This is a genomic window from Cellulomonas alba, assembly GCF_030362835.1.
Lineage (GTDB): Bacteria > Actinomycetota > Actinomycetes > Actinomycetales > Cellulomonadaceae > Cellulomonas > Cellulomonas alba.
The window spans coordinates 1-21316 of sequence record NZ_JAUCGQ010000003.1; the positions used below are offsets into that span (position 1 = coordinate 1).

At 75.0% G+C, this 21316-nt stretch carries 20 protein-coding genes; 11 read left to right on the forward strand and 9 right to left on the reverse strand.

Annotated elements, in window-relative coordinates; genetic code table 11:
* Positions 1-953: 953 nt before the first annotated feature.
* Both QRT04_RS15080 and QRT04_RS15085 read right to left on the reverse strand, forming a co-directional pair.
* Positions 954-1805, reverse strand: a complete 852-nt coding sequence (locus QRT04_RS15080; protein WP_289456386.1) for an MBL fold metallo-hydrolase — start codon at positions 1803-1805, stop codon at positions 954-956.
* A 40-nt stretch (positions 1806-1845) separates the two neighbouring features.
* A complete protein-coding gene (locus QRT04_RS15085; protein WP_289456387.1) occupies positions 1846-2829 on the reverse strand; it encodes a DMT family transporter in 984 nt (327 codons plus the stop codon).
* 276 nt (positions 2830-3105) lie between these two features.
* On the opposite strand from QRT04_RS15085, the gene QRT04_RS15090 reads away from it, so the two are divergent.
* Positions 3106-4200, forward strand: a complete 1095-nt coding sequence (locus QRT04_RS15090; protein WP_289456389.1) for a fatty acid desaturase family protein — start codon at positions 3106-3108, stop codon at positions 4198-4200.
* A 97-nt stretch (positions 4201-4297) separates the two neighbouring features.
* Here QRT04_RS15090 and QRT04_RS15095 read toward each other — a convergent pair whose 3' ends face one another.
* Positions 4298-5911 carry an alkaline phosphatase family protein gene (locus QRT04_RS15095; RefSeq protein ID WP_289456392.1) on the reverse strand — a complete coding sequence of 538 codons (1614 nt, stop codon included), beginning with the start codon at positions 5909-5911 and terminating at the stop codon, positions 4298-4300.
* Between the two features lie 258 nt (positions 5912-6169).
* Here QRT04_RS15095 and QRT04_RS15100 point away from each other — a divergent pair, with 258 nt between their 5' ends.
* From QRT04_RS15100 to QRT04_RS15130, 7 genes are all read left to right on the forward strand, one after another.
* Positions 6170-7147: a zinc-dependent alcohol dehydrogenase gene (locus QRT04_RS15100; protein WP_289456394.1), complete on the forward strand. Its 978-nt coding sequence runs from the start codon at positions 6170-6172 to the stop codon at positions 7145-7147.
* Positions 7148-7150: 3 nt separating this feature from the next.
* Positions 7151-7549 carry a 6-pyruvoyl trahydropterin synthase family protein gene (locus QRT04_RS15105; RefSeq protein ID WP_289456396.1) on the forward strand — a complete coding sequence of 133 codons (399 nt, stop codon included), beginning with the start codon at positions 7151-7153 and terminating at the stop codon, positions 7547-7549.
* Positions 7546-8601, forward strand: coding sequence for a glycosyltransferase family 4 protein (locus QRT04_RS15110; RefSeq protein ID WP_289456397.1), 1056 nt, complete (start codon positions 7546-7548; stop codon positions 8599-8601). Before QRT04_RS15105 ends, QRT04_RS15110 begins: the two co-directional genes overlap by 4 nt.
* 150 nt (positions 8602-8751) lie before the next feature.
* A complete protein-coding gene (locus QRT04_RS15115; RefSeq protein ID WP_289456398.1) occupies positions 8752-9213 on the forward strand; it encodes an SRPBCC family protein in 462 nt (153 codons plus the stop codon).
* Positions 9214-9966, forward strand: a complete 753-nt coding sequence (locus QRT04_RS15120) for a class I SAM-dependent methyltransferase (RefSeq protein WP_289456399.1) — start codon at positions 9214-9216, stop codon at positions 9964-9966.
* 63 nt (positions 9967-10029) lie between these two features.
* Positions 10030-10737: a RibD family protein gene (locus tag QRT04_RS15125; protein ID WP_289456400.1), complete on the forward strand. Its 708-nt coding sequence runs from the start codon at positions 10030-10032 to the stop codon at positions 10735-10737.
* Positions 10734-11495: a GTP cyclohydrolase II gene (locus tag QRT04_RS15130; protein ID WP_326522478.1), complete on the forward strand. Its 762-nt coding sequence runs from the start codon at positions 10734-10736 to the stop codon at positions 11493-11495. The genes QRT04_RS15125 and QRT04_RS15130 overlap by 4 nt, the downstream gene beginning before the upstream one ends.
* On the opposite strand, the gene QRT04_RS15135 is transcribed toward QRT04_RS15130, so the two are convergent.
* Entirely contained in the window at positions 11455-12270 is an 816-nt protein-coding gene (locus QRT04_RS15135) for a class I SAM-dependent methyltransferase (protein WP_289456401.1), read from the reverse strand. The two genes, QRT04_RS15130 and QRT04_RS15135, sit on opposite strands and share 41 nt — an antisense overlap.
* A 109-nt stretch (positions 12271-12379) precedes the next feature.
* Between QRT04_RS15135 and QRT04_RS15140 the strand changes: the two genes are divergently transcribed.
* The 3 genes from QRT04_RS15140 to QRT04_RS15150 all read left to right on the forward strand — a co-directional run bounded on the left by QRT04_RS15140 (position 12380) and on the right by QRT04_RS15150 (position 15026).
* Entirely contained in the window at positions 12380-13126 is a 747-nt protein-coding gene (locus tag QRT04_RS15140) for a CDP-alcohol phosphatidyltransferase family protein (protein ID WP_289456402.1), read from the forward strand.
* Positions 13113-13877: a methyltransferase domain-containing protein gene (locus tag QRT04_RS15145; protein WP_289456403.1), complete on the forward strand. Its 765-nt coding sequence runs from the start codon at positions 13113-13115 to the stop codon at positions 13875-13877. The genes QRT04_RS15140 and QRT04_RS15145 overlap by 14 nt, the downstream gene beginning before the upstream one ends.
* A 120-nt stretch (positions 13878-13997) precedes the next feature.
* On the forward strand, positions 13998-15026 hold the full coding sequence (locus tag QRT04_RS15150; RefSeq protein WP_289456406.1) for an alpha/beta hydrolase: 1029 nt from the start codon (positions 13998-14000) through the stop codon (positions 15024-15026).
* Positions 15027-15035: 9 nt separating this feature from the next.
* Here QRT04_RS15150 and QRT04_RS15155 read toward each other — a convergent pair whose 3' ends face one another.
* Genes QRT04_RS15155 through QRT04_RS15175 form a run of 5 tightly spaced genes read right to left on the reverse strand, consistent with a single transcriptional unit; the run spans position 15036 to position 21241 of the window.
* Positions 15036-15863 (reverse strand): HpcH/HpaI aldolase/citrate lyase family protein, encoded by an 828-nt coding sequence (locus QRT04_RS15155; protein ID WP_289456408.1) that lies wholly within the window; start codon positions 15861-15863, stop codon positions 15036-15038.
* Entirely contained in the window at positions 15860-16354 is a 495-nt protein-coding gene (locus tag QRT04_RS15160; RefSeq protein ID WP_289456410.1) for a MaoC family dehydratase, read from the reverse strand. Before QRT04_RS15160 ends, QRT04_RS15155 begins: the two co-directional genes overlap by 4 nt.
* A complete protein-coding gene (locus QRT04_RS15165; RefSeq protein WP_289456411.1) occupies positions 16351-17526 on the reverse strand; it encodes an acyl-CoA dehydrogenase family protein in 1176 nt (391 codons plus the stop codon). Before QRT04_RS15165 ends, QRT04_RS15160 begins: the two co-directional genes overlap by 4 nt.
* The gene (locus QRT04_RS15170; protein WP_289456413.1) at positions 17523-19628 is read right to left on the reverse strand and encodes an ATP-binding protein; all 2106 of its coding nucleotides are present in this window, start codon (positions 19626-19628) and stop codon (positions 17523-17525) included. Before QRT04_RS15170 ends, QRT04_RS15165 begins: the two co-directional genes overlap by 4 nt.
* Before the next feature lie 5 nt (positions 19629-19633).
* Positions 19634-21241, reverse strand: coding sequence for a carboxyl transferase domain-containing protein (locus QRT04_RS15175; protein WP_289456414.1), 1608 nt, complete (start codon positions 21239-21241; stop codon positions 19634-19636).
* Positions 21242-21316 lie beyond the last annotated feature (75 nt).

The following is a 21316-nucleotide window of genomic DNA, read 5'->3' on the forward strand; positions in this document are numbered from 1 at the left end:
ACGACGCAGATCGACCGCCATCCGGATCGCGCGCTCCCGAAGCTCGTCCGGGTACTTCCTCGGTGCAGCCATGACTCTCATCCTCCGGGGATTGAGAGCCTCCACGGAACCCGGGGCGGTTCAGTCAGCGGTCACCGAACCGGGGCTACGTGTCCGCTTCCCGCTGTACCAGTTTCCGTGCGATGTGCAACAACCGCGCCCGGCGAGTCATGGAACTTGTCCAGCGCACGGCGTGGCGGCCCACGTCACTGTCGTGGGCGGCGCTTAGGCTCACAAGTAGCCGGGAACGAACAAGCCCCCGTCCCGGTGGACATGCCAACCGAGCGGGGGCCTGTGGATCACACAACTTGGCCGCTGCGTGTATGTACAGGCTACACAGCGCCGCGGGGCGCTACTCGAACGGGACCGTGTGTCGGGCACTCCAACAGAAGGGATGTCCGCATGGATCGATACCACGGAGACGAAGTGACCCATCGCCTCGTGAAGACTCCGAGGGGACCCAGGGTGCTGCTCGTCGTCAAGCGCTTCCAGAGGCACCAGGACGAGTAAGTCCACGACGACCTCAACTACGACCTGATCCCCCGGCTTGCACATCCTCGCCGGGGGATCGGCATGTGCGGATCATCCACAAGGTGGCCGTCCGCGCCCTGCACGCATGGCGGCGGGCCCGCCTCAGGACACGCCCGCGGACGGATCCGGGGAGTTACGCGGGGAGTCACGGACCGAGTGTTCGCGCGATATCGCGTCATCCCGCGCCACCCCGCGCGGTGGCTATATCTGCTGGTCAGAGCGCACTCCTGGGTCCGGCCGGCACTCCCCTGTTTCGCTGCCGACCCATCTGGGGGTCAAGGGGTCGCAGGTTCAAATCCTGTCAGCCCGACAGGTGTTGGTGCAGGTAGAGGGCGGTTCCGGGGCTCCCGGGGCCGCCCTCGTGCCGTCCCGGGCGCGAGGACTCAGTGCTGGATTCCCGCCTCGATCTCGCCGTACCCGCGTTCCACCGCGAGCCGGAGCGCGTCCGTGGGCTGGGGCCACTCGTCAGGGGACGCAAGAGCCCGGGCGATGTCGTGACCGGCGGCGTGGTGACGACGGATCAGTGCGGCGGTCGACTCGAGCAGTCCGAGCTGGGCGACCCCGAAGGCTCGCCCGACGGGTCGGCCGTGCCCGGGCACGATGACGTCCCGCTCGCCGATCTCGTCAAGGAGCGACGCGAGAGTCTGCGGCCAGCGCATCGGGAAGCATCCCGAGCCGTACATCGGCGGCCCGGGCTCCTCCATCACGTCCCCGACGATCCACGCGTCTCCCGAGCTCCCGGCACCGGCCGGCACCCGGATGACGAGGTCGCCGTCGGTGTGACCGGGCTCGAGCGGGATGAGCTCGACCGCGCGGTCGCCGAGGTCGACCCAGGATCGTCGGGCGATGGGATCGTCGGGTGCCGTGATCACCACGTCGGCCCAGTCTCGTGCCGGTTCGGAGCCCGTGCCCTCTCGCCATGCGGCCAACCGCGGACGTTCGTAGGCGTCGAGGTGAGCGGACAGTCGGTGATGTCCCGCGATCCGCACTCCGCGCTGCGAGCCGGAGGCGAAGTACTGGTTCCCGAACGTGTGGTCGTGGTGCGCATGCGTGTTGATCAGCCACCGGACCTCGCCGAGCGGCTGGAGGTCGGCCGCGATGCGGGCCGCCATGGCGGGCGAGCTCCCGCTGTCGACGAGCAGCAACCCGCGCTCGCCGCGGACGACGGTCATCGTGAGGTCGTCGCGTTCGTACCGTCGGGAGTACACGCCGGGCACGATCTCGTTCCAGCTCATCGGGCCGATCGTCTCATCGCCGCCGGTGCGAGGACGGCCGTCACGAGCCGCGCGTCCGGACTTCCGGCCGCCGACCCGCGGCGATGAGCACCGCGCCCACGACGAGTGCCGCGCTCGACGCCGTGACTGCCCACGCCTGACCGCCGTGGACCGGCCACCACCGGTCCTCCGCGACGGCGAACAGGACCTGACCGCACAGCACCACCAGGCCCATGAGGAACACACCCGTGACACGCACGATCACCGCCTGCGCGGCGACGACCGCCACGCCGATCAGGCCGCCGAGATAGAGCCACGGGGCGGTCGGCCACTGCGCCGGCGGACCACCCGACCAGAGCCGGACGGCGGTCGCGATCGTGAGCGCGAGCGTCCCCACCGCGAAGTTGACCCATGTCGCGGACGCGGCCGAGGCCGTGACGATGCGCACCTGGCCCGTGACTGCCGCCTGCCAGCCCAGCGCGGCGCCCGCGACGCACGGAACGAGCAGGAGCCAGGGCGACCCCGTGCCCGCCGCGTCCCCCAGGGCAGCGAGCAGCACGGCGCCGATCGCCACGGCGGCGGCCACGGCGCGCCGCGGCGTGACCGGTCGGCCGGGAAGGTTGCCCAGCCCGTGGCGGTCGACGAGGAGCGACGTGACCGTCTGCCCGCAGACGACGCCGACGGTGAACAGGGCGACTCCGATGAGTGCGACGACGAGCGCCTGCGAGACGACGTTGACCGCGCCGGCCGCGCCACCCAGCAAGAGCCACCACGGCGCCGCGCCGTCCCGCAGCGCCCTGACGCCCGCACGGAGGCCTGCGGGGGCGCGTCGCGACGCAGCCAGGGCGCCGGTCGCGACGAGGAGGCCCGAGGCGAACGACACGAGCGCCGCCAGCACGCCGTCGTCCAGTCGCGCACCGAGGGCGCCGTTCACGCGAGACTGCGTCGCGAGCAGGCCGCCCGTCACGAACGCTGCGGCCAGCGCCGCCACCTCCGCGCGCGCGGTCGTCGCCACGGCTGCAGGAGCCTCGGCCACCCGATCCATGACGCGACCGTAGGTGGGCGTCGCCGCGCACGGCATCGGTCATGCGACTGCCGTCGCGCCCGTCGCGCTCGGGAGACGACGACGGGGCGCTCGGCCGGCCCCCGCGCACCCCGCGCGTGGTGCAGCGCACCGCAAAGCCCCGCACAGTCCACACATCTCGACGGCCGCGGCAGCACCCCGGAGCCGGCCGCGCCGCGTAGGGTCGCCACTATCTGCACGGCGGAGCGTCTGCTCACCACCCCGGCTGGGAAGTCGATCCCGACCCGGAGGCGTGCGATGAGTGCTCCCTCGACTGCCCTACTGCCCGCGCAGCGTCGGGAACGGCCCGCCCAGGCGGCCGCGACCGGCAGCTTCACCGAGCTGGCCGCGCGCGTCCGCGAGGCCGGCCTGCTGCGCCGGCGCCCCGGCTTCTACACCGCGCTGCTGATCGGCCTCGGGCTCGCCTTCGCCGGCGTCGTGACCGGCTTCGTCCTGCTCGGCGACTCGTGGTTCCAGCTGCTGATGGCTGGGGCGCTCGGGATCATCCTCACGCAGGTCGCGTTCGTGTCCCACGAGGCGTCGCACCGTCAGGTGCTGCGCGACGGCCCGGCGAACCTGCGGCTCGGCCGGATCCTGGCGAACGGCGTCGTCGGCATCAGCCACTCGTGGTGGGTGACGAAGCACAACCGGCACCACGCGAACCCGAACCACATCGGCAAGGACCCCGACATCGAGCAGGACACCGTCTCCTTCCTCGAGGAGGACGCGGCCCAGCGGCGCGGGTTCCTGCGCGCCCTGACGCGCCGACAGGGGTACCTGTTCTTCCCGCTGCTGCTGCTCGAGGGGCTCAACCTCCACGTGACGTCGCTGCGCTCGCTCCTCGACCGGAGGCCAGACCGCGAGCGCGTGCTCGAGCTGTCGATCATCGGCGTCCGTCTGACTGCCTACGTCGCGCTGCTCATGACGTTCCTGCCCGTCGGCCTGGCGGCCGCGTTCCTCGGCGTGCAGCTCGCGGTGTTCGGCCTCTACATGGGCGCGTCGTTCGCGCCCAACCACAAGGGCATGGCCGTGATCCCCGAGGGGTCGCGACTGGACTTCCTGTCCAAGCAGGTGCTGACGTCGCGCAACGTCACCGGGGGCGGCTGGGCGACCGTCCTCATGGGCGGCCTGAACTACCAGGTCGAGCACCACCTGTTCCCGAGCATGCCGCGGCCCCACCTCGCCCGTGCGCGGACGCTCGTGCGGGAGCACTGCGCCGCACACGGCGTGCCCTACACCGAGGCATCGCTGCTCGGGTCGTACCGGATCGTGGTCCGCTACCTGAACCGTGTGGGCCTCGCCGCGCGCGACCCCTTCGACTGCCCCGTCGTCCGGACCTACCGGCCGGCGTAGACCCGCGCGCCGCGGTGCCAGTGACCACGACGGCAGCGAGCGCCCGACTACCCCGACTGCGCGGGACCCGCCCCATCGAGGCGGCCGAACGCCGGCGCTACCCCGTCGGCGCCCCGCGCTGCCCGAACGCGGTCAGGAACCGGTCGCGGAACGCGTCCATCCGCCAGACCGGCGCGGCAGCCGTCGGACGCAGCCCAGGAACCCAGCCCCAGCCGGCGATGCGGTCCATCACCGCCGGGTCGTGCGCGATCACGCTGATGGGCACGTCGTGGTTCGGGCCGACCGACACCGGGTGGTGCGGCTGGTGGTCGCCGAGGACGACGAGCACGAGGTCCGGGTCGGGGTACGTCTCGACGAACGAGGTCAGGGCCGTCAGGGAGTACTCGATCGACCGGCCGTAGAGGTCGCGCCGCTCGTCGTCGCTCGTCACGAGGGACGGGCTGACGCCGGCCGCCGGCATGGCGTCGAACACCGAGCCGTCGCCGAGCTGGTCCCACGGCACCATCCGTGGCAGGGGCGTCCACGGCGTGTGGCTCGACACGAGGTCGATCTCCGCCATCACCGGCGTGCGGTCGGTGCGCGCGAGCTCGAGCCGGCGGAAGGCGTCGAGCACGTACTGGTCGGGCATCGTCGCGTAGCTGAACCGCGGGCCCTGGTAACCGACGTCGCGCGAGTCGTAGAGCTGGTCGAAGCCGTAGAGCCGCCGCCCCTGCGGCCAGTCGCGGTTGTCCGACGGGATGTCCGTGACCGTCCGCCAGCCCGCCTCGCCGAACGCGCGGGTCAGCGTGAGGCGGTCGCTGGCCAGGAGCTGCTGGTACCGGCGGGCGCTGTCGACCCACACGCCGGACTGGAGCGTCGAGTGGGCCAGCCAGCTCACCCCGCCGAACGTCGACGACGTCAGCCAGGCGCTCTCGGACGCGAAGCCGGCGGCGTCGAGACGCTGCGTGCCGGACGCGAGCACGGCGTCGACGCCGGGTGAGATCGACGAGCCTTCCACCGCCGTGCGTCCGTAGCTCTCGACGAACACCACGAGGACGTCCTTGCCGCGCAGTCCCGTGAGCAGCTGGTCGCCCGGCACGTCGGCGAAGCGGTCGGTGCGGATCTGGTGCGCGAACCGTCGGGTGTCGGCGACATCCGCGCTGACGCGGCTGACCTCGTCGTACGCCGTCGTCGACGCGCTGACGGACGCGGCCGGTGCGGCAGGTGCGAGCCGCGCCCCGGTGACGGCCAGCAACGCCCACACGGCCGCCGCCACTCCCACGGCTCGGAGCGTCGCCGTGCGGTGCCGTGACGCGACGCCCGTCAGGCGGACGGCGGCCAGCGGGAGCAGGACGAGCGCGGCGACGACGGCGACGCACGCCCCGACCGCGACCGCGACGGCGGCCGCCTGCCCCGTGGAGTCGCCGAGGACGCCCACCGCCGGGACGAGGTACTGCCAGTCGCCCACGGGGTCGAACGGCCGGTTGAGGAACGTCTCGAAGCCGAGGTCCAGCGCGGCCGCGACGAGCAGCAGCGCGAGCACCAGGCCGAACGCGACCGCGACCCACCGCCGCCACCGCGGCGGCAGCGCCACGACGAGCGCGGCGAACACGACGGCCTCGACGGGGAGCCGGACGAAGTCGGCCCCCGAGACGTGCCGGCCGACGCCGGGCGCGACGAGCGCGGCCCACACCGCGAGGGCGGCGACGACCGTGAGGAGGACGGACAGCACGGCCCGGCGCCGCGTGCTCGGCGGCGCGGCGAGGTCGTCCGCGCGCCCTGGTGCATCCGGCGCCGGCGCCGGAGGTCCCCCGTCGTCGGTCCGGGCGGGGTGAACGTCTCCCACCGTGCCTCCGTCTTCGCAGAGTACGAGCGTCATACGGCCCAGCGGTCGGTGCGGTTCAGCCGGACGGCCACGCGTCGGCGCGGCCGGACGTCTGGAGCGCGGGCTGGAGTGGTGCCCGTCAGCCGGAGTGGCAGGGTGAGGCCCGTGGCGGACGACGCGCTGGCGTTCTGGCTGAGCAGCCCCGGTCACGGCGAGGTCCGGCCGACGTCGCTCCCGCCGCGAGGCCCCGACGACGTCCTGGTGCGCGCGCTCCGCTCCGGCGTGAGCCGGGGTACCGAGTCCCTCGTCTTCCGCGGCGGCGTCCCACCGGACCAGTACACCGCCATGCGAGCCCCGTTTCAGGAGGGCGACTTCCCCGGACCGGTCAAGTACGGATACCTGAACGTCGGCGTGGTCGAGGACGGCCCGGCGAGCCTGCGCGGGCGCACGGTGTTCTGCCTGTTCCCGCACCAGACGCGGTACGTCGTGCCGGCCTCCGCCGTCGTGCTCGTGCCCGACGGCGTACCCGCGTTTCGCGCGGTCCTCGCCGGGACGGTCGAGACGGCCGTCAACGCGCTCTGGGACGCCGCTCCCCTGGTGGGTGACCGGGTGACGGTGGTCGGCGCCGGGATGGTCGGGTGCTGCGTCGCGCGGCTGCTCACCGGGATCCCGGGCGCGGACGTCGAGCTCGTGGACGTCGACGCGCGCAGGGCGGAGGTCGCGGGCGCGCTCGGCGTGCGGTTCGCGACGCCCGAGGACGCGCGTACCGAGCGCGACCTCGTGCTGCACACGAGCGCGACGGCGGCCGGGCTGCGACGCTCGCTCGAGCTGCTCCGGCCCGACGGCACGGTGGTCGACCTCAGCTGGTACGGCGACGCGGACGTCACGCTCCCGCTCGGGGGCGCGTTCCACTCGCGGCGGCTCACCATCCGCGCGAGCCAGGTCGGGGCCGTCGCGCAGCCGCGACGCGACACGCGCTCGACGACGGACCGGCTGACCCTCGCCCTCGAGCTGCTGCGCGACCCGGCGTTCGACGCGCTCCTCACGGCCGAGTCGGCGTTCGCCGACCTTCCCGACGTCCTGGCCGGGATCGCCGCGGGACGCCTGCCCGGGCTCTGCCACACGATCGTCTACGAGGGGTGAGGCATGTTCAGCGTCACGGTTCGCGACCACATGATGATCGCGCACACGCTGCGCGGCGAGGTCTTCGGGCCCGCGCAGGGGCTGCACGGCGCGACCTACGTCGTCGACGCGACGTTCGTCCGCCCGGCGCTCGACGAGGACGACCTCGTGGTCGACATCGGCCTCGCCGGTGCGGCGCTGCGCGCCGTGCTGCAGGAGCTCAGCTACCGCAACCTCGACGACGATCCCTCGCTCGCGGGTACGAACACGACGACGGAGCGGATGGCGCAGGTCGTCGCCGACCGCCTGACGGCGCGGATCCACGACGGCGACCTCGGCGAGGGCGCGCGCGGCCTGACGCGGCTCGTCGCGACGCTGCACGAGTCGCACATCGCGTGGGCGAGCTACGAGCGCGACCTGTGACGGTCCACGTCATCGTGCCGGACGCGTACGACGACCCGCTGCGACCCAGCGGCGGCAACGTGTACGACCGGCGGCTCGCTGAGGCGCTCACGGACCTCGGCTGGACCGTGCGCGTGCACCCCGTGACCGGGCCGTGGCCCGACGCGGGACCGCGGGGCCGACGCGCGCTCGCGGCCGTGCTGGGCGCGGTGCCGGCGGGCGACGCCGCGATCGTCGACGGGCTCGTGGGGTCGGCCGTGCCTGACGCCGTGCTGCCGCACACCGGCCGAGCGCGGCTCGTGCTGCTCGTGCACCTGCCGCTGGGCGTCGCCGACGCCCGTCCGGACACCCGCGCGCGCGAGCGCGCCGCGCTGAGCGGGTGCGCCGTCGTCGTCACGAGCCGGTGGGCCGCGCGGTGGCTGGACGCGCACTACGCGCTGCCGCCCGGCGCGGTCACCGTGGCCGAACCGGGTGTCGACGCCGCCGAGCCCGCCGCCGGCACCGCGTCCGGCAGGCGACTGCTGTGCGTCGGTGCCGTGACGCCGGTGAAGGGGCACGACGTGCTCGGCGAGGCGTTGGCGGCCGTCCGCGACCTCGACTGGGACTGCACCTGGGCCGGCTCGACCGCGATCGACCCCGACTTCGCGGCCGACGTGCTCGCGGCCGCCAGGCGGCGCGGCATCGGGGACCGCCTCCGCGCCGTCGGGCCGCTGTCCGGCGCACGGCTCGACGCGGCGTACGCCCGTGCCGACCTGCTCGTCCTGCCGTCGCGGGCCGAGACCTACGGCATGGTCGTCACGGAGGCGCTCGCGCGCGGGGTGCCCGTGGTCGCGAGCGACGTCGGCGGGGTACGCGAGTCGCTCGGGTCGACCGACGCCGGGGTGCCTGGCGTGCTCGTCACGCGCGCGGATCCGGTGGCTCTCGCCGGTGCGCTCCGCGAGTGGCTCTCCGACGGCGGGTGGCGCCGCGAGCTCCGCCGTCGTGCCGCGACGCGTCGCACCGCGCTGGCGCCCTGGTCAGCCACCGCCGAGCGTGTCGCCGCAGCGCTCGCTGCGACGGGCGCCGAGCCATGACCGGGTGAACCGAGCGCGACGTCGCACCGTGTCCCGACCGGGCGGGCGGGCATCGACGCCGAGCCACACCGCCCTCGCGACGCGCGTCGCCCGCGCCCATACTGGTCGGACGCCGATCGCCTCGGTTCCCGCAGCACCCGGAGGCCGGCCATGACCATCAGGACCGAGAGTCGCACCACCATCGCCGGCAGCGTCGACGACGTGTGGGCCTACCTGTGCGACGTCGGGCGCTGGCCCGAGTGGGCGCCCACGGTGCGCGAGTGCTGGGTCCGCGACGGCGGGCCGCTCGAGCCCGGCGCGCACGTCGAGCAGCGCGCGAAGGACCTCGGGCGCACGCACCGGCGCAGCGAGCGCGTGACCGCCGTCGAGCCGCCGCGGCACCTCGAGCTCGCCGGCCCGATGGGGTCGTCCAGCGCGCGGTGGGCGATGGAGCTCGCGCCGCTCGGTGACGCGCTGACCGACGCGACGATGTGGATCGAGGTCGACCTCGCGGGCGTCATGCGGGTCGTGCCGGGCCCGCTCCGCAGCAGCCTCCAGCGCGTGAGCAACCGGGAGATGGCGGCGATCAAGGCCGCCGTCGAGTCCGCCGCGCGGGAGGGGGCGGGGTCCTAGGTGGCCGCCGCACCGCGGTCGGGACGCCACCGCGATCGAGGAGCGCCGGCGCGCGAGGCCGACCCGGGGCACGAGCGGCTGGTCGAGCTCTATCGCAGGCGGGCGAGGCACTACGACCTCACGTCACGCCTGTACCCCGCTCCCCTGTACCCGCAGGCCGCCCAGCGCCTGCGCGCGGTCCGGGCGCTCGGGCTGCACGCCGGCGACACGGTGGTCGACGTCGCGTGCGGCACCGGGCTGAACTTCGCGCTGCTCGAGGACGCCGTCGGGCCCGGCGGCCGGGTGGTCGGCGTCGACCTGACCGACGCGATGCTCACCCGCGCGCGGCAGCGGGTCGCGGAGCACGGCTGGACCAACGTCGGGCTCGTCGAGGCCGACGCCGCGGCCTTCGAGTTCCCGCCGGGCGTCGCCGCGATCCTCTCGACGTACGCCCTGTCGCAGGTCCGGGAGTGCGCGCAGGTCGTGGCGCACGGTGCGGCGGCGCTGGCGGACGGCGGCCGGTGGGTGGTGCTCGACCTCAAGGTTCCCGACGCCGCGCCGCGGTGGCTCACCCATCTCGGGACCGCGACCGTGCGGCCGTTCGCCGCGATCGACGACTGGGTCGGGCACCGGCCGTGGGAGACGATCCGCGCCGCGATGCGGGCCGACCTCGTGGACCTCTCCTGGACCGAGCTGGCCCACGGGACGGCCTTCCTCGCCGCCGGCTCGCGCCCGGGCCGACGCCCGGGCGAGGCTGGACCAGCGCCCGGGTGACGCCCGGTCGACGGTCGTTGAACCGAGGCGGCGACGCATCCGTCTACGTAGCGAGGAGGCCACATGCCTGGGCGCCCGTACACCGTGCTGAGCTGTGCCACGTCGATGGACGGCTACCTCGACGACGCGTCCGAGGAGCGGCTCGTGCTCTCGAACGACGCCGACCTGGACCGCGTGGACGCGCTGCGCGCGAGCTGCGACGCGATCCTCGTCGGGTCGGGGACGGTCCGGCGCGACAACCCCCGGCTCCTGGTCCGCGACCCCGCCCGCGTCGCGCTCCGCACCGGCTCCGGCCAGTCGCCGACGCCGCTCAAGGTGACCGTGACGGCGTGCGGCGACCTCGACCCGGAGGCGCGGTTCTTCGCCACGGGCGACTGCGACAAGCTCGTGTACTGCGCGAGCGCGGCGTTCGTCGCGACCCGGCGGCGCCTCGGCTCCGCCGCGACGGTCGTCGACGCGGGCACCGAGGTCGACATGGGCCGGGTCGGCCAGGACCTCGACGACCGCGGGGTCGCGCGGCTGCTCGTCGAGGGGGGCGGGACCGTGCTGACGCAGTTCCTCGTCGACGACCTCGCCGACGAGCTCCAGCTCGTCGTCGCGCCGATCTTCGTGGGTGACTCGCGCGCGCGGCGGTTCGTCGGCGACGGGACGTTCCCGTGGCACCCGCGGCGGCGGGCGAAGCTCGCGGAGGTGCGCACCGTCGGGGACGTCGCGCTGCTGCGCTACGCGCTCTCCGCGCGGTTCGCCGGTGCCGAGCTGGTGGCGTCGTGAGTCCCCACCCGCCCACCGCGACCATCCGCACCCAGGTGGTCGTCCCGCTGCGGCTCGCCGACGGGTCCGTCGCCACCGCACGCGTCGTCACGTTCGACGGGCTGGTCGACGGGCGCGAGCACCTGGCCCTGGGGCTCGGTGACCGCGCGCTCGACGCGCCGCCCGTGCCCGACGCGCCGACGCTCGTGCGGCTGCACAGCGAGTGCCTGACCGGGGACGTGCTCGGCAGCCTGCGCTGCGACTGCGGGCCGCAGCTCCGCGAGGGCGTCGAGCGCCTCGCGGCCGCGGGCGGGTACCTGCTCTACCTGCGCCAGGAGGGCCGCGGGATCGGGCTCTACGCGAAGCTCGACGCCTACGCGCTGCAGGACGCCGGGCTCGACACGTACGACGCCAACCTCTCGCTCGGGTTCGGCCACGACGAACGCGACTACACCGCGGCCGCGCAGATGCTGCACGCCCTCGGCGTGACCCGCGTCGCGCTGCTCAGCAACAACCCCGACAAGGCGAACCAGCTGCGCCGGCACGGCTTCACGGTCGCGCAGCAGGTGCCGACGGGGGTCTACCTCTCGAGCGCGAACGCGCGCTACCTCCGAGCGAAGGCCGCGCGCGGGGGCCACACGTTCGACCTGCCGGCGCACCTGCTCCCGCCTGCGGTCGGGCTCGACGAGGCCGGCGCCGGAGCCGAGGCGCCCGCGGCGCTCGACACCCGACGAGCAGTCACCGGGGCAGCGCCAGCAGGTCAAGGTGGTGCACGGTGACCGCGAGCCGGCCCGCAGCGACGTCGGCCTGCCGCCGCGCCGCGTACGCCTCGGCGGCCGCGGCGAGGTCCGGCCGCTGCTCCACGGCGGCGCCCACCCAGCCGCCGAACCACGCCGTCACGAGCGCGGCGTCTGCGGCTCCGAGCTGCCACGCGCTCGGCCGGGTCGTCACCGCTGCGCCCGCCGCCGCGAAGGCCGCCACGGCGGCGTCGACCGCGGCCGGCCCGAGCAGCGCGCCCGCGGGGGTCGTGCGACGTTGGTGCGCGTTGAACGCGTCGGCGACGCGCGTGTCGAACGGGTCGCTCGGCGTCAGCTCGACCCGGCCCGTGACGCTCAGCGCGACGAGCACGGGACAACCGGCGGCCGCGCACGTCGCGACGAAGCGCGCGACCTCGTCGGCCGTGAACGTGTCGAGGAGGGCGGACGCGGTGACGAGGTTCGCGTCGGCGAGCACGTCGGGCTCCAGCCGGGTGATGTCGCCACGGCGGGTCTCGATCGCGACCCGCGCCTCTCGGCCGTCGACCACGCGGCTCGCGGCCGCCAGCCGGAGCAGCGCGCCGTCCCGGTCGTGCAGCACCCATCGCTGCGGTCCGGGCAGCCGCGGCGCGAGCCACCGGGCCATCGAGCCGGTGCCGCAGCCGAGGTCGTGGACGACGAGGCGACCCCCAGGCAGCGTGGCGACGAGCTCCGCGACGAGCTCCTCCGAGCGGGCCGCGGCGTCGGCGGGCTCGCGCAGGGCCAGCCAGTCGGCGAACGCCGGCGCCGTCTCGCCCATGCGGGCCTCACCTCACCTTCGACGCACCGGACGCTAGCAACGCGGCCGGTGCGGGGCACCGCAGAGGAGCAACGGCTGCACGGGAGACGAGACGGACGCGGGAGGCGCGGTGCGCACAGGTCGCGGCGGGCCGGCGGTCGCCCCGGTGGCCGTCGCCGTCGTGCTCGCGTCGCTCGCCCTCACGGCAGGTCTGAGCCTGCTCGGCTGGGTCGTCGGCCTCGCGTGCGCCGCAGCCGTGGCCGTCGTCGAGGCGCGCGGTCTCGCCCGGTACGCCCGTGCGCGCGGGCCCGCGGACCTCGTCACCCTGCTGCGGGCCGTGCTCACCTGCGGTGTCGCCGCGCTCGCCGCCGACGCGTTCGTCGCCGCGCCCGCCGTCGGGGCGCTCGTCGGGCTGACCGTCCCCGCGCTCGCGCTCGACGCCGTGGACGGGTGGGTCGCGCGTCGCACGCGCACCGCGTCACGGTTCGGCGCGTGGTTCGACGGCGAGGTCGACGCGTTCCTCATCCTCGTGCTCAGCGTCGACGTCGCCCGGACCGCCCGCCCCTGGGTGCTCGCGATGGGCGCCGCCCGCTACGCGTTCCTCCTCGCCGGCCGGGTGTTCCCCTGGTTGCGCGCGCCGCTCCCGCCGCGCTACTGGCGCAAGGTCGTCACGGCGGCCGTCGGCATCGCGCTCGCGACGGCGGCCGTCGGGGTCCTCCCGGGTGCGGTCACCACGTTCGCCCTGGTCCTCGCGCTCGCGCTCCTCGCCGAGTCCTTCGGGCGCGACGCGCTGTGGCTCTGGCGGCGTCGCGGCGTCGTCGCGGGCACACCCTCGGTCGCCCTTGCTCGGACGGAGCCCGGTCGTGCAGCTCGATGACCGTGCGCTCGTCGAGCGGACCCTGCGCCGGGCGCGGCCGATCGGCTACCCGCCGGGCGAGTTCGTCGGCCAGGAGAGCTTCATGCGCGCCGACGAGATCCTCGCGCTCGCCGTCCGCGCCGGCATCGGCCGTGGCACCGCGGTGCTCGACCTGTGCTGCGGCGTCGCGGGGCCGGGCCGCCTGATCACCCGCGCGCTCGGGTGCACGTACCTCGGCGTCGACGCGAGCCCCGCGGCGGTGACGATCGCGCGCGAGCGCGCGCGGGGTGACGTCCGGTGCCGGTTCGAGGTCGCCACCGTGCCACCGCTGCCGGACGGCTGGTTCGACGTCGTGCTGCTGCTGGAGACGATGCTCGCGTTCCCCGACAAGGGCGCGTTGCTCGACGCCGTGGCCGACGCGCTGCCGCCGGGCGGCCGCTTCGCGTTCACCGTCGAGGAGGGCGCGCCGCTGACCGACACGGAACGGGACCGCATGCCCCGCGCGGACACCGTCTGGCCCGTCCCGCTGGACGAGCTGGTCGCAGGGCTCGACCGGGTGGGTCTGCGCGTCCGCTGGCAGGAGGACCACAGCGCGGCGCACCGGGCGTCGGCCGGAGCGCTCGCCCAGGCGTTCGTCGCGGACGCGCGCCACATCGCGACGCGCCTCGGCCGGGCGGCGCTGGACGACCTGGTGGCCTCGCACCGGCTCTGGGCCGAGTGGCTCGGGACCGGCCGCGTCCGCAAGCTCGCGGTGGTCGCGGAGAAGACGTAGCCCAGTCCCCTGCCCCCGCGCCGCGAGGGGAGACGCCATGAGCGGGCCGGGGCGTCGCGCCACCGCGCGCTGCCGCCGGCGTCGTCCTGACGGCGAGCACGGTGACGCTAGCGTCCGTGCGTGAGCAACGACTCGACCACCGGCGACGCGACGCCGCGGCCCGGCTGGCGCGGACGCACCGCGTTCGCGCTGCTGCGCGCCAGCCTCCTCGTCAGCCCGCGTCCCGCGGCCCTCGCCATCCGGACCGTGTTCGCGCGCACCGGCGCGCAGACCGCCCGCGTGCTCGACCGGCACGCCCCGTCGGGCACGCGGACCGAGCGCGACCGGCGCTACGGCGAGGGCCCCGACGCACTGCTGGACGTGCACCGGCCCGCGGACGCGGAGGGACCGCTCCCCCTGCTCGTCTGGGTGCACGGCGGGGCGTTCGTCGGCGGGACGAAGGACGAGCTCGCCGGCTGGTTCCGCCTCCTCGCGTCGCACGGGTACGTCGTCGCGGCGCCGCGGTACTCGCTCGCGCCCGGGCACCGGTACCCGACGCCCGTGCGGCAGGTCGCTGCCGCGGTGCGGCACCTGTGCGCGCACGCGGACGAGCTCGGCATCGACCCGGCGCGCGTCGTGCTCGCTGGCGACTCGGCGGGCGCCCACATCGCGGCCCAGCTCGCCGCCGTCGTGACGACGCCGGGCTACGGCGACCAGCTGGCGGTCGCCGCTCCCCTGACGGCGGACGCGCTCCGCGGCGTCGTGCTCGCCTGCGGGCCGTACGACGCGCGGCTTGCCGGCACGGCGAGCAGCCCGGCGGGTGCGCTGCTCATCAAGGCGACGCTGTGGGCGTACACGGGCCGGCGCGACTTCCTCGAGCACCCGGCCGCGCGGACGTTCTCCGTGCCCGATCACGTCACCCCGCGGTTCCCCGCGACCCTGCTGACCGTCGGCAACGCCGACCCGCTGGCGGCGCACACGACCGCCCTGCTCGCGGCGCTCGACCGGGAGGGCGTGGACGTCCGCACGCTGCTCTGGCCGCCGGACCACCGGCCGGCGCTCGGCCACGAGTACCAGTTCGCGCTCGACACCGACGAGGCGCAGGCGTTCCTCGCGCGGTTGCTCGAGTTCCTCGGCGACGGTCTCGGTGACCTACGCGCCCGGCCCTGACCGACGGGCTCAGGCGCGTGCCCCCAGGCGCTCCGCCCGGCGGACGAGCTCCGCGGCGTGCCGGAGCACCGGCTCGTCGACCATCCGCCCGTCCCAGCGGAACACCCCGCGCTCGTGCCTCGCGGCCTCGATGACACCGCGCGCCCAGGCCACCTCGTCGGCGGACGGCCGGTACGCCTCGCGGACCACCGGCACCTGCGCCGGGTGCAGGCACGCGGTGGCGGTGAACCCGCTCGCGGCCGCGTCCGCCGCCTCGGCCGCGAGGCCGTCCAGGTCGTCGAGGTCGAGGTGCACCGCGTCGATCGCCGCCTTCCCGTGCGCGCGAGCCGCGAGCAGGACCGCGGACCGCGCGTGCACCGCGACGTCGCGGTAGCCGCCGCCGGGCGACCGGCTGGACGTGCCGCCCAGCGCCGCGAGGAGGTCCTCGGCACCCCACATCAGGCCCACGACGTTCGGCGCGGCGGCGATCTCGGCGACGCGCAGCACGCCGACGGGCGTCTCGACCAGGGCCACGACGTCGTGGCCCTGGAGTGCGGCGACGTCGGAGGCGGACGACGCCTTGGCGAGCATCACCACGCGATAGGGGGTCGACGCGAGCGCCTCCAGGTCGGCCGCGAGGTCGGCCGTACCGACGGCGTTGACGCGCACGATCGTGCGCGCCGGGTCGAGCGCCGGACCGGTGACGAGCGCTCGCCGGGCCGCGTCCTTCGCGTCCGGAGCCACCGCGTCCTCGAGGTCGAGGATCACGGCGTCGGCCCGCTGCGCCGCCTTCGCGTACCGGTCCGTCCGGTCGGCAGGGCAGAACAGGAGCGCGGGTCCCGTCGGGAGCGACGTCACGGGGCGGCGTCCCGGCACCAGACGAGGACCGACCGGGTCGCCGTCGCGACCACGACGCCGTCCTGGTTGCGCCCCGTGTGCGCGAACGTCGCGATGCCCTGCCCCGGGCGCGAGCCCGACAGGCGCTTCGCGGCGACGACCGTCTCCGCGTAGAGCGTGTCGCCGTGGAACAGCGGGTGCGGGAACCGCACCTCCGTGAACCCGAGGTTGGCGACGATCGTTCCCTGCGTCAGCTGCGCGACCGACGCGCCCACCAGCACCGCCAGCGTCATCATCGAGTTCACGAGCCGCTCGCCGAACGGCTGGCCCGCCGCCCAGGCGGCGTCGAGGTGGAGCGCCTGCTGGTTCATGGTCAACGTGCTGAACAGCACGTTGTCCGCCTCGGTCAGGGTGCGTCCGGGCCGGTGCAGGTACCGCGCGTCGAGGTCGAGCTCCTCGTAGTAGAGCCCGCGCTGGACGACGTCGTGCGTCGGCCCGTCCGGCGCGCTCATCCGACCGCCCCGGCGAAGCCGAGCTCGCGTGCGATCACCATGAGCTGCACCTCCGTCGTGCCCTCGCCGATCTCCAGCACCTTCGAGTCGCGGTAGTGCCGTGCGACCGGGTTCTCGTTGAGCACGCCGTAGCCGCCGAAGATCTGCGTCGCGTCGCGCGCGTTGTCCATCGCCGCCTCGCTGCCGATGAGCTTGGCGAGGCTCGCCTCGAGCTTGAACGGCTCGCCCGCCATCAGCCGGCGCGCGGCGTCGTACCAGGCGAGCCGCGCGGCGTGCACGCGGGCCTCCATGCGCGAGATCTTGAACGCGATGTGCTGGTTCTCGCCGATGGGGTGGCCGAACACGTTCCGGCTCTTCGCGTACCGCATGGCCTCCTCGAGGCAGCCCTGCGCCGCGCCCGTGCAGAGCGCCGCGATCGCGACCCGCCCCTCGTCGAGCACCGTGATGAACTGCGCGAAGCCGCGGCCGCGCTGCCCGAGCAGGTTCGCCTCCGGCACGCGCAGGTCGTCGAAGCGCAGCGGGTGCGTGTCGGAGGTGTGCCAGCCGACCTTGTCGTACGCCGCCAGGACGGTCAGGCCGGGCGTCCCGCTGGGCACGAGGATCGCGCTGAGCTCCTTGCGGACCGAGCCGTCGGGCCGCACCGCCTCCCCCGTGACCGCCGTGATCGTCAGGAGCCGCGTGATCGCGGTGCCGGAGTTGGTGATGAACTGCTTGCTGCCGTCGATCACCCACTCGCCGTCCTCGAGCCGCGCCGTGGTGCTCGTGCCGGCGGCGTCCGAGCCCGCACCCGCCTCGGTCAACCCGAACGCCGCGAGCCCGCGGCCGGACGCGAGCGTGGGCAGCCACTCCTCTTTCTGGGCCGGCGTGCCGAAGCGGTAGATCGGCATCGCCCCGAGACCGACGCCCGCCTCGAGCGTGACGCCGATCGACTGGTCGACGCGGCCCAGCTCCTCGACGGCGAGGCAGAGGTCGAAGTAGGTCCGCCCCTGGCCGCCGAGCTCGACGGGGAACGGCAGGCCGAACAGACCCATCTCGCCCATCTGGGCGAGGATCTCGTACGGCAGCTCGCGACGGGTGTCGTACTCGTACGCCGCGGGTGCGACCACGGTGTCGGCGAAGTCGCGCACCTGCGCGCGCAGCTTCTCCTGCTCGGGGGTGAGGTCGTAGCTCATTGCTGGTTCCCTTCGTGGGGGTCGCGCTCCTGCCCCTCGTGAGGGCTCGGAGCGATGACGGCGACGACCTGGTCGAGCGTCACCCGGTCGGTCGGACGGACGCGGAGCGTGACGACGCCGTCCTGCGGGGCCACGAGGCGGTGCTCCATCTTCATCGCCTCGATCGTGACCAGCGGCTGGCCGGCGGCGACGAGGTCACCCGTGGCGACGTCGACGGTGACCACGACGCCGGGCATCGGCGACCGGACCGTCGGGTCCGCCGCGCGCGGGCCGCCCGTCCGGTCCGCGAGGTCCGCGGCGGCGCGCTCGAGCCGGCCCCGCGCGCGCACGTCGTCGGCCGCTCCCCCCGCGCCCACCCACGTCACCGGGCCGTCCGTCGCGAGCCGGAGGTGGTGGACGACGCCGTCGAGCTCGAGGTCCGCGGCATCGGTCGCCGTGCGCGTCAGCCGCGCACGCACGGGCTCCTCGCCGACGATCGTGACCGTCGCGTCGCCGGCGCGCCCGAGCACCTCGACCTCGACGGCGTCGTCGCCCGTCCCGAGCGCGTAGCCGACCGCCCGGGTGTCGCCGAGCCGCCAGCCGTCGAGCCGCCAGGGACCGGCGGCGGCCGGACCGTCCTCGAGGGCGAGCTGCCGCCACAGCGCCGCCGCGATCCACGGCACCCGGTCGGGCTCGCGCGCCGTCAGCTCGGGCAGCGACCGCTCGATCAGCCCGGTGTCGAGCCGGCCGGCCCGCACGTCCACGTCCGCGAGCAGCCGGCGCAGGAAGGCGACGTTGGTGCGGACGCCCAGCACGGTCGTCTGCGACAGCGCGGCGTCGAGCCGCGCGAGGGCGGTGGCGCGGTCGGCACCCGACGCGACGACCTTCGCGAGCATCGGGTCGTACGTCGACCCGACCTCGAGGCCGGCCCGCAGCGCGCTGTCGACGCGGACGCCGTCGCCCGTCGGCTCGTCGAGCACGAGCACCCGGCCCGCGGTCGGCAGGAACCCTCGCTCCGGGTCCTCGGCGTACACGCGCGCCTCGACGGCGTGCCCGACCAGCCGCACGTCCTGCTGCGTGAAGCCGAGCGGCCGGCCGGCCGCGACGCGCAGCTGGCACTCGACCAGGTCGACGCCCGTCACGAGCTCGGTCACGGGGTGCTCGACCTGCAGCCGCGTGTTCATCTCCATGAAGAAGAACGTGCCCGGCTCCTCGTCGGACACGATGAACTCGACCGTGCCCGCGCCGAGGTAGCCGACGCTGCGCGCGACGTCGCACGCCGCCGCACCGATGCGGTCACGCGTCGCGTCGTCGAGCAGCGGCGACGGAGCCTCCTCGACGACCTTCTGGTGCCGCCGCTGCAGCGAGCACTCGCGCTCGCCGAGGTGCGCCACGCCCCCGTGGGCGTCGGCGAGCACCTGCACCTCGATGTGCCGGGGGCCGGTGACGAACCGCTCGAGCAGGAGCGTGCCGTCCCCGAACGCCGCCGCCGCGACCCGCCGGGACGTCTCGAGCGCGTCGAGCAGGTCGTCGGGGCGGTCGACGCGCGTCATGCCCTTGCCGCCGCCGCCGGCGGAGGGCTTCACCATCAGCGGGTAGCCGACGCGCGCCGCAGCCGCCTCGACGTCGTCGCCGGCGTCGTCGAGCGCGACGCCGGGCGTCACCGGCACGCCCGCGGCCGCGACGTGCGCCTTCGCGCGGATCTTGTCCCCCATCACCTCGAGCGCCCGCACGCCCGGCCCGACGAGCACGATGCCGGCGGCCTCGCACGCGCGCGCCAGGTCGGCGTTCTCGGAGAGGAACCCGTACCCCGGGTGGATCGCGTCGGCACCCGTCGCCTGCGCGGCGCGGACGACGGCCGCCACGTCGAGGTAGCTGGCGCGGGGTTCCGCGGGTCCGAGCCGCACGGCGGCGTCCGCGAGCGCGACGTGCAGCGCGTCGCGGTCCGCGTCGCTGTAGACCGCGACCGAGCGGATGCCGAGCCGCCGCAGCGTCCGGATCACGCGCACCGCGATCTCGCCCCGGTTCGCGACGAGCACCGTGCCGAACAACGGGCCGCCCGACGGCCCGGGCGAGGCCGCGAGGGCGGTCGTCGCGACGAGGGACGCGTGCGGGCCGATCATCGCCGTCACATCCGGAACAGGCCGAAGCCGGGCTCGGGCAGCGGCACGCGTGCGCACACGTCGAGCGCCATGCCGAGCACGCGTCGCGTGTCGGCGGGGTCGATGACGCCGTCGTCCCACAGCCGGGCGGTCGACCAGTACGGGCTGCCCTGCGTCTCGTACTGCTCGCGCAGCCCCGCGCGGAACGACTCCTCCTCGGCCGCGGACCACGAGTCGCCGCGGGCCTCGACCTGGTCGCGCCGGATCGTCGCGAGCACCGACGACGCCTGCGCGCCGCCCATCACCGAGATCCGCGCGCCGGGCCACATCCAGAGGAACCGCGGCGAGTACGCGCGGCCGCACATGGCGTAGTTCCCGGCGCCGAACGAGCCGCCGACCACGACCGTCAGCTTCGGCACCCGGGTCGTCGCGACGGCGGTGACCATCTTGGCGCCGTGCTTCGCGATGCCGCCGGCCTCGTAGTCCCGCCCGACCATGAAGCCGGAGACGTTCTGCAGGAACACGAGCGGCACCCCGCGCTGGTCGCACAGCTCGACGAAGTGGGCACCCTTGAGCGCCGACTCGGCGAACAGCACGCCGTTGTTCGCGACGATCCCGACCGGGTGCCCGTGCAGCCGCGCGAAGCCGGTGACGAGCGTCGGTCCGTACTCGCGCTTGAACTCGTGCAGCGCGCTGTCGTCGACGAGCCGCGCGATCACCTCGCGCACGTCGTACGGCGTCTGCAGGTCGGGTGGGAGGACGCCGTAGAGCGAGCCCTCGTCGACGGCCGGCGGCCGTGCCTCGACGACCTGCCACGCGGGCGGCGCCGGCGGCGCCAGGGTCGCGACGATGTCGCGCACGATCCGCAGCGCGTCGGCGTCGCTCTCGGCGAGGTGGTCGGCCACGCCCGACGTACGCGCGTGCAGCTCGCCGCCGCCGAGCTCCTCGGCGGTGACCACCTCGCCCGTCGCGGCCTTCACCAGCGGCGGGCCGCCGAGGAAGATCGTGCCCTGGCCGCGCACGATCACCGTCTCGTCGCTCATCGCGGGCACGTACGCCCCCCCGGCGGTGCACGAGCCCATGACGCACGCGACCTGCGGGATGCCCCGGGCCGACATGCGCGCCTGCAGGTAGAAGATGCGGCCGAAGTCGTCCCGGTCGGGGAACACCTCGTCCTGCATCGGCAGGAACGCGCCGCCCGAGTCGACGAGGTAGACGCACGGCAGCCGGTTCTCGAGCGCGATCTCCTGCGCGCGCAGGTGCTTCTTCACGGTGAGCGGGTAGTAGGTGCCGCCCTTCACGGTGGGGTCGTTGGCCACCACCATGACGTGCCGACCCCCGACGAGCCCGATGCCCGCCACGACGCCCGCAGCCGGGGTCCGGTCCGCGTAGACGTCCACGCCCGCGAGCGGCGCGACCTCGAGGAAGGGGCTGCCGTCGTCGAGCAGCGTGTCGATGCGCTCGCGCGGCAGGAGCTTGCCGCGCGCGACGTGCCGCTGGCGCGCGCTGTCCGGGCCGCCCCGGGCCACGGCACGGAGCCGGTCGCGCAGGTCGTCGACGAGGGCGCGCTGCGCGGCGTCGTTCGCCGTGAACGCCGGCGCCGTCGGGTCGGCGGCGGAGACGAGGGTCGTCATCGACACCTCTCGAGGGGCAACTGAGCTGGGGCAACTGAGTTAACGTCCGCTAACTCAAATCACGCTACTGTTCGA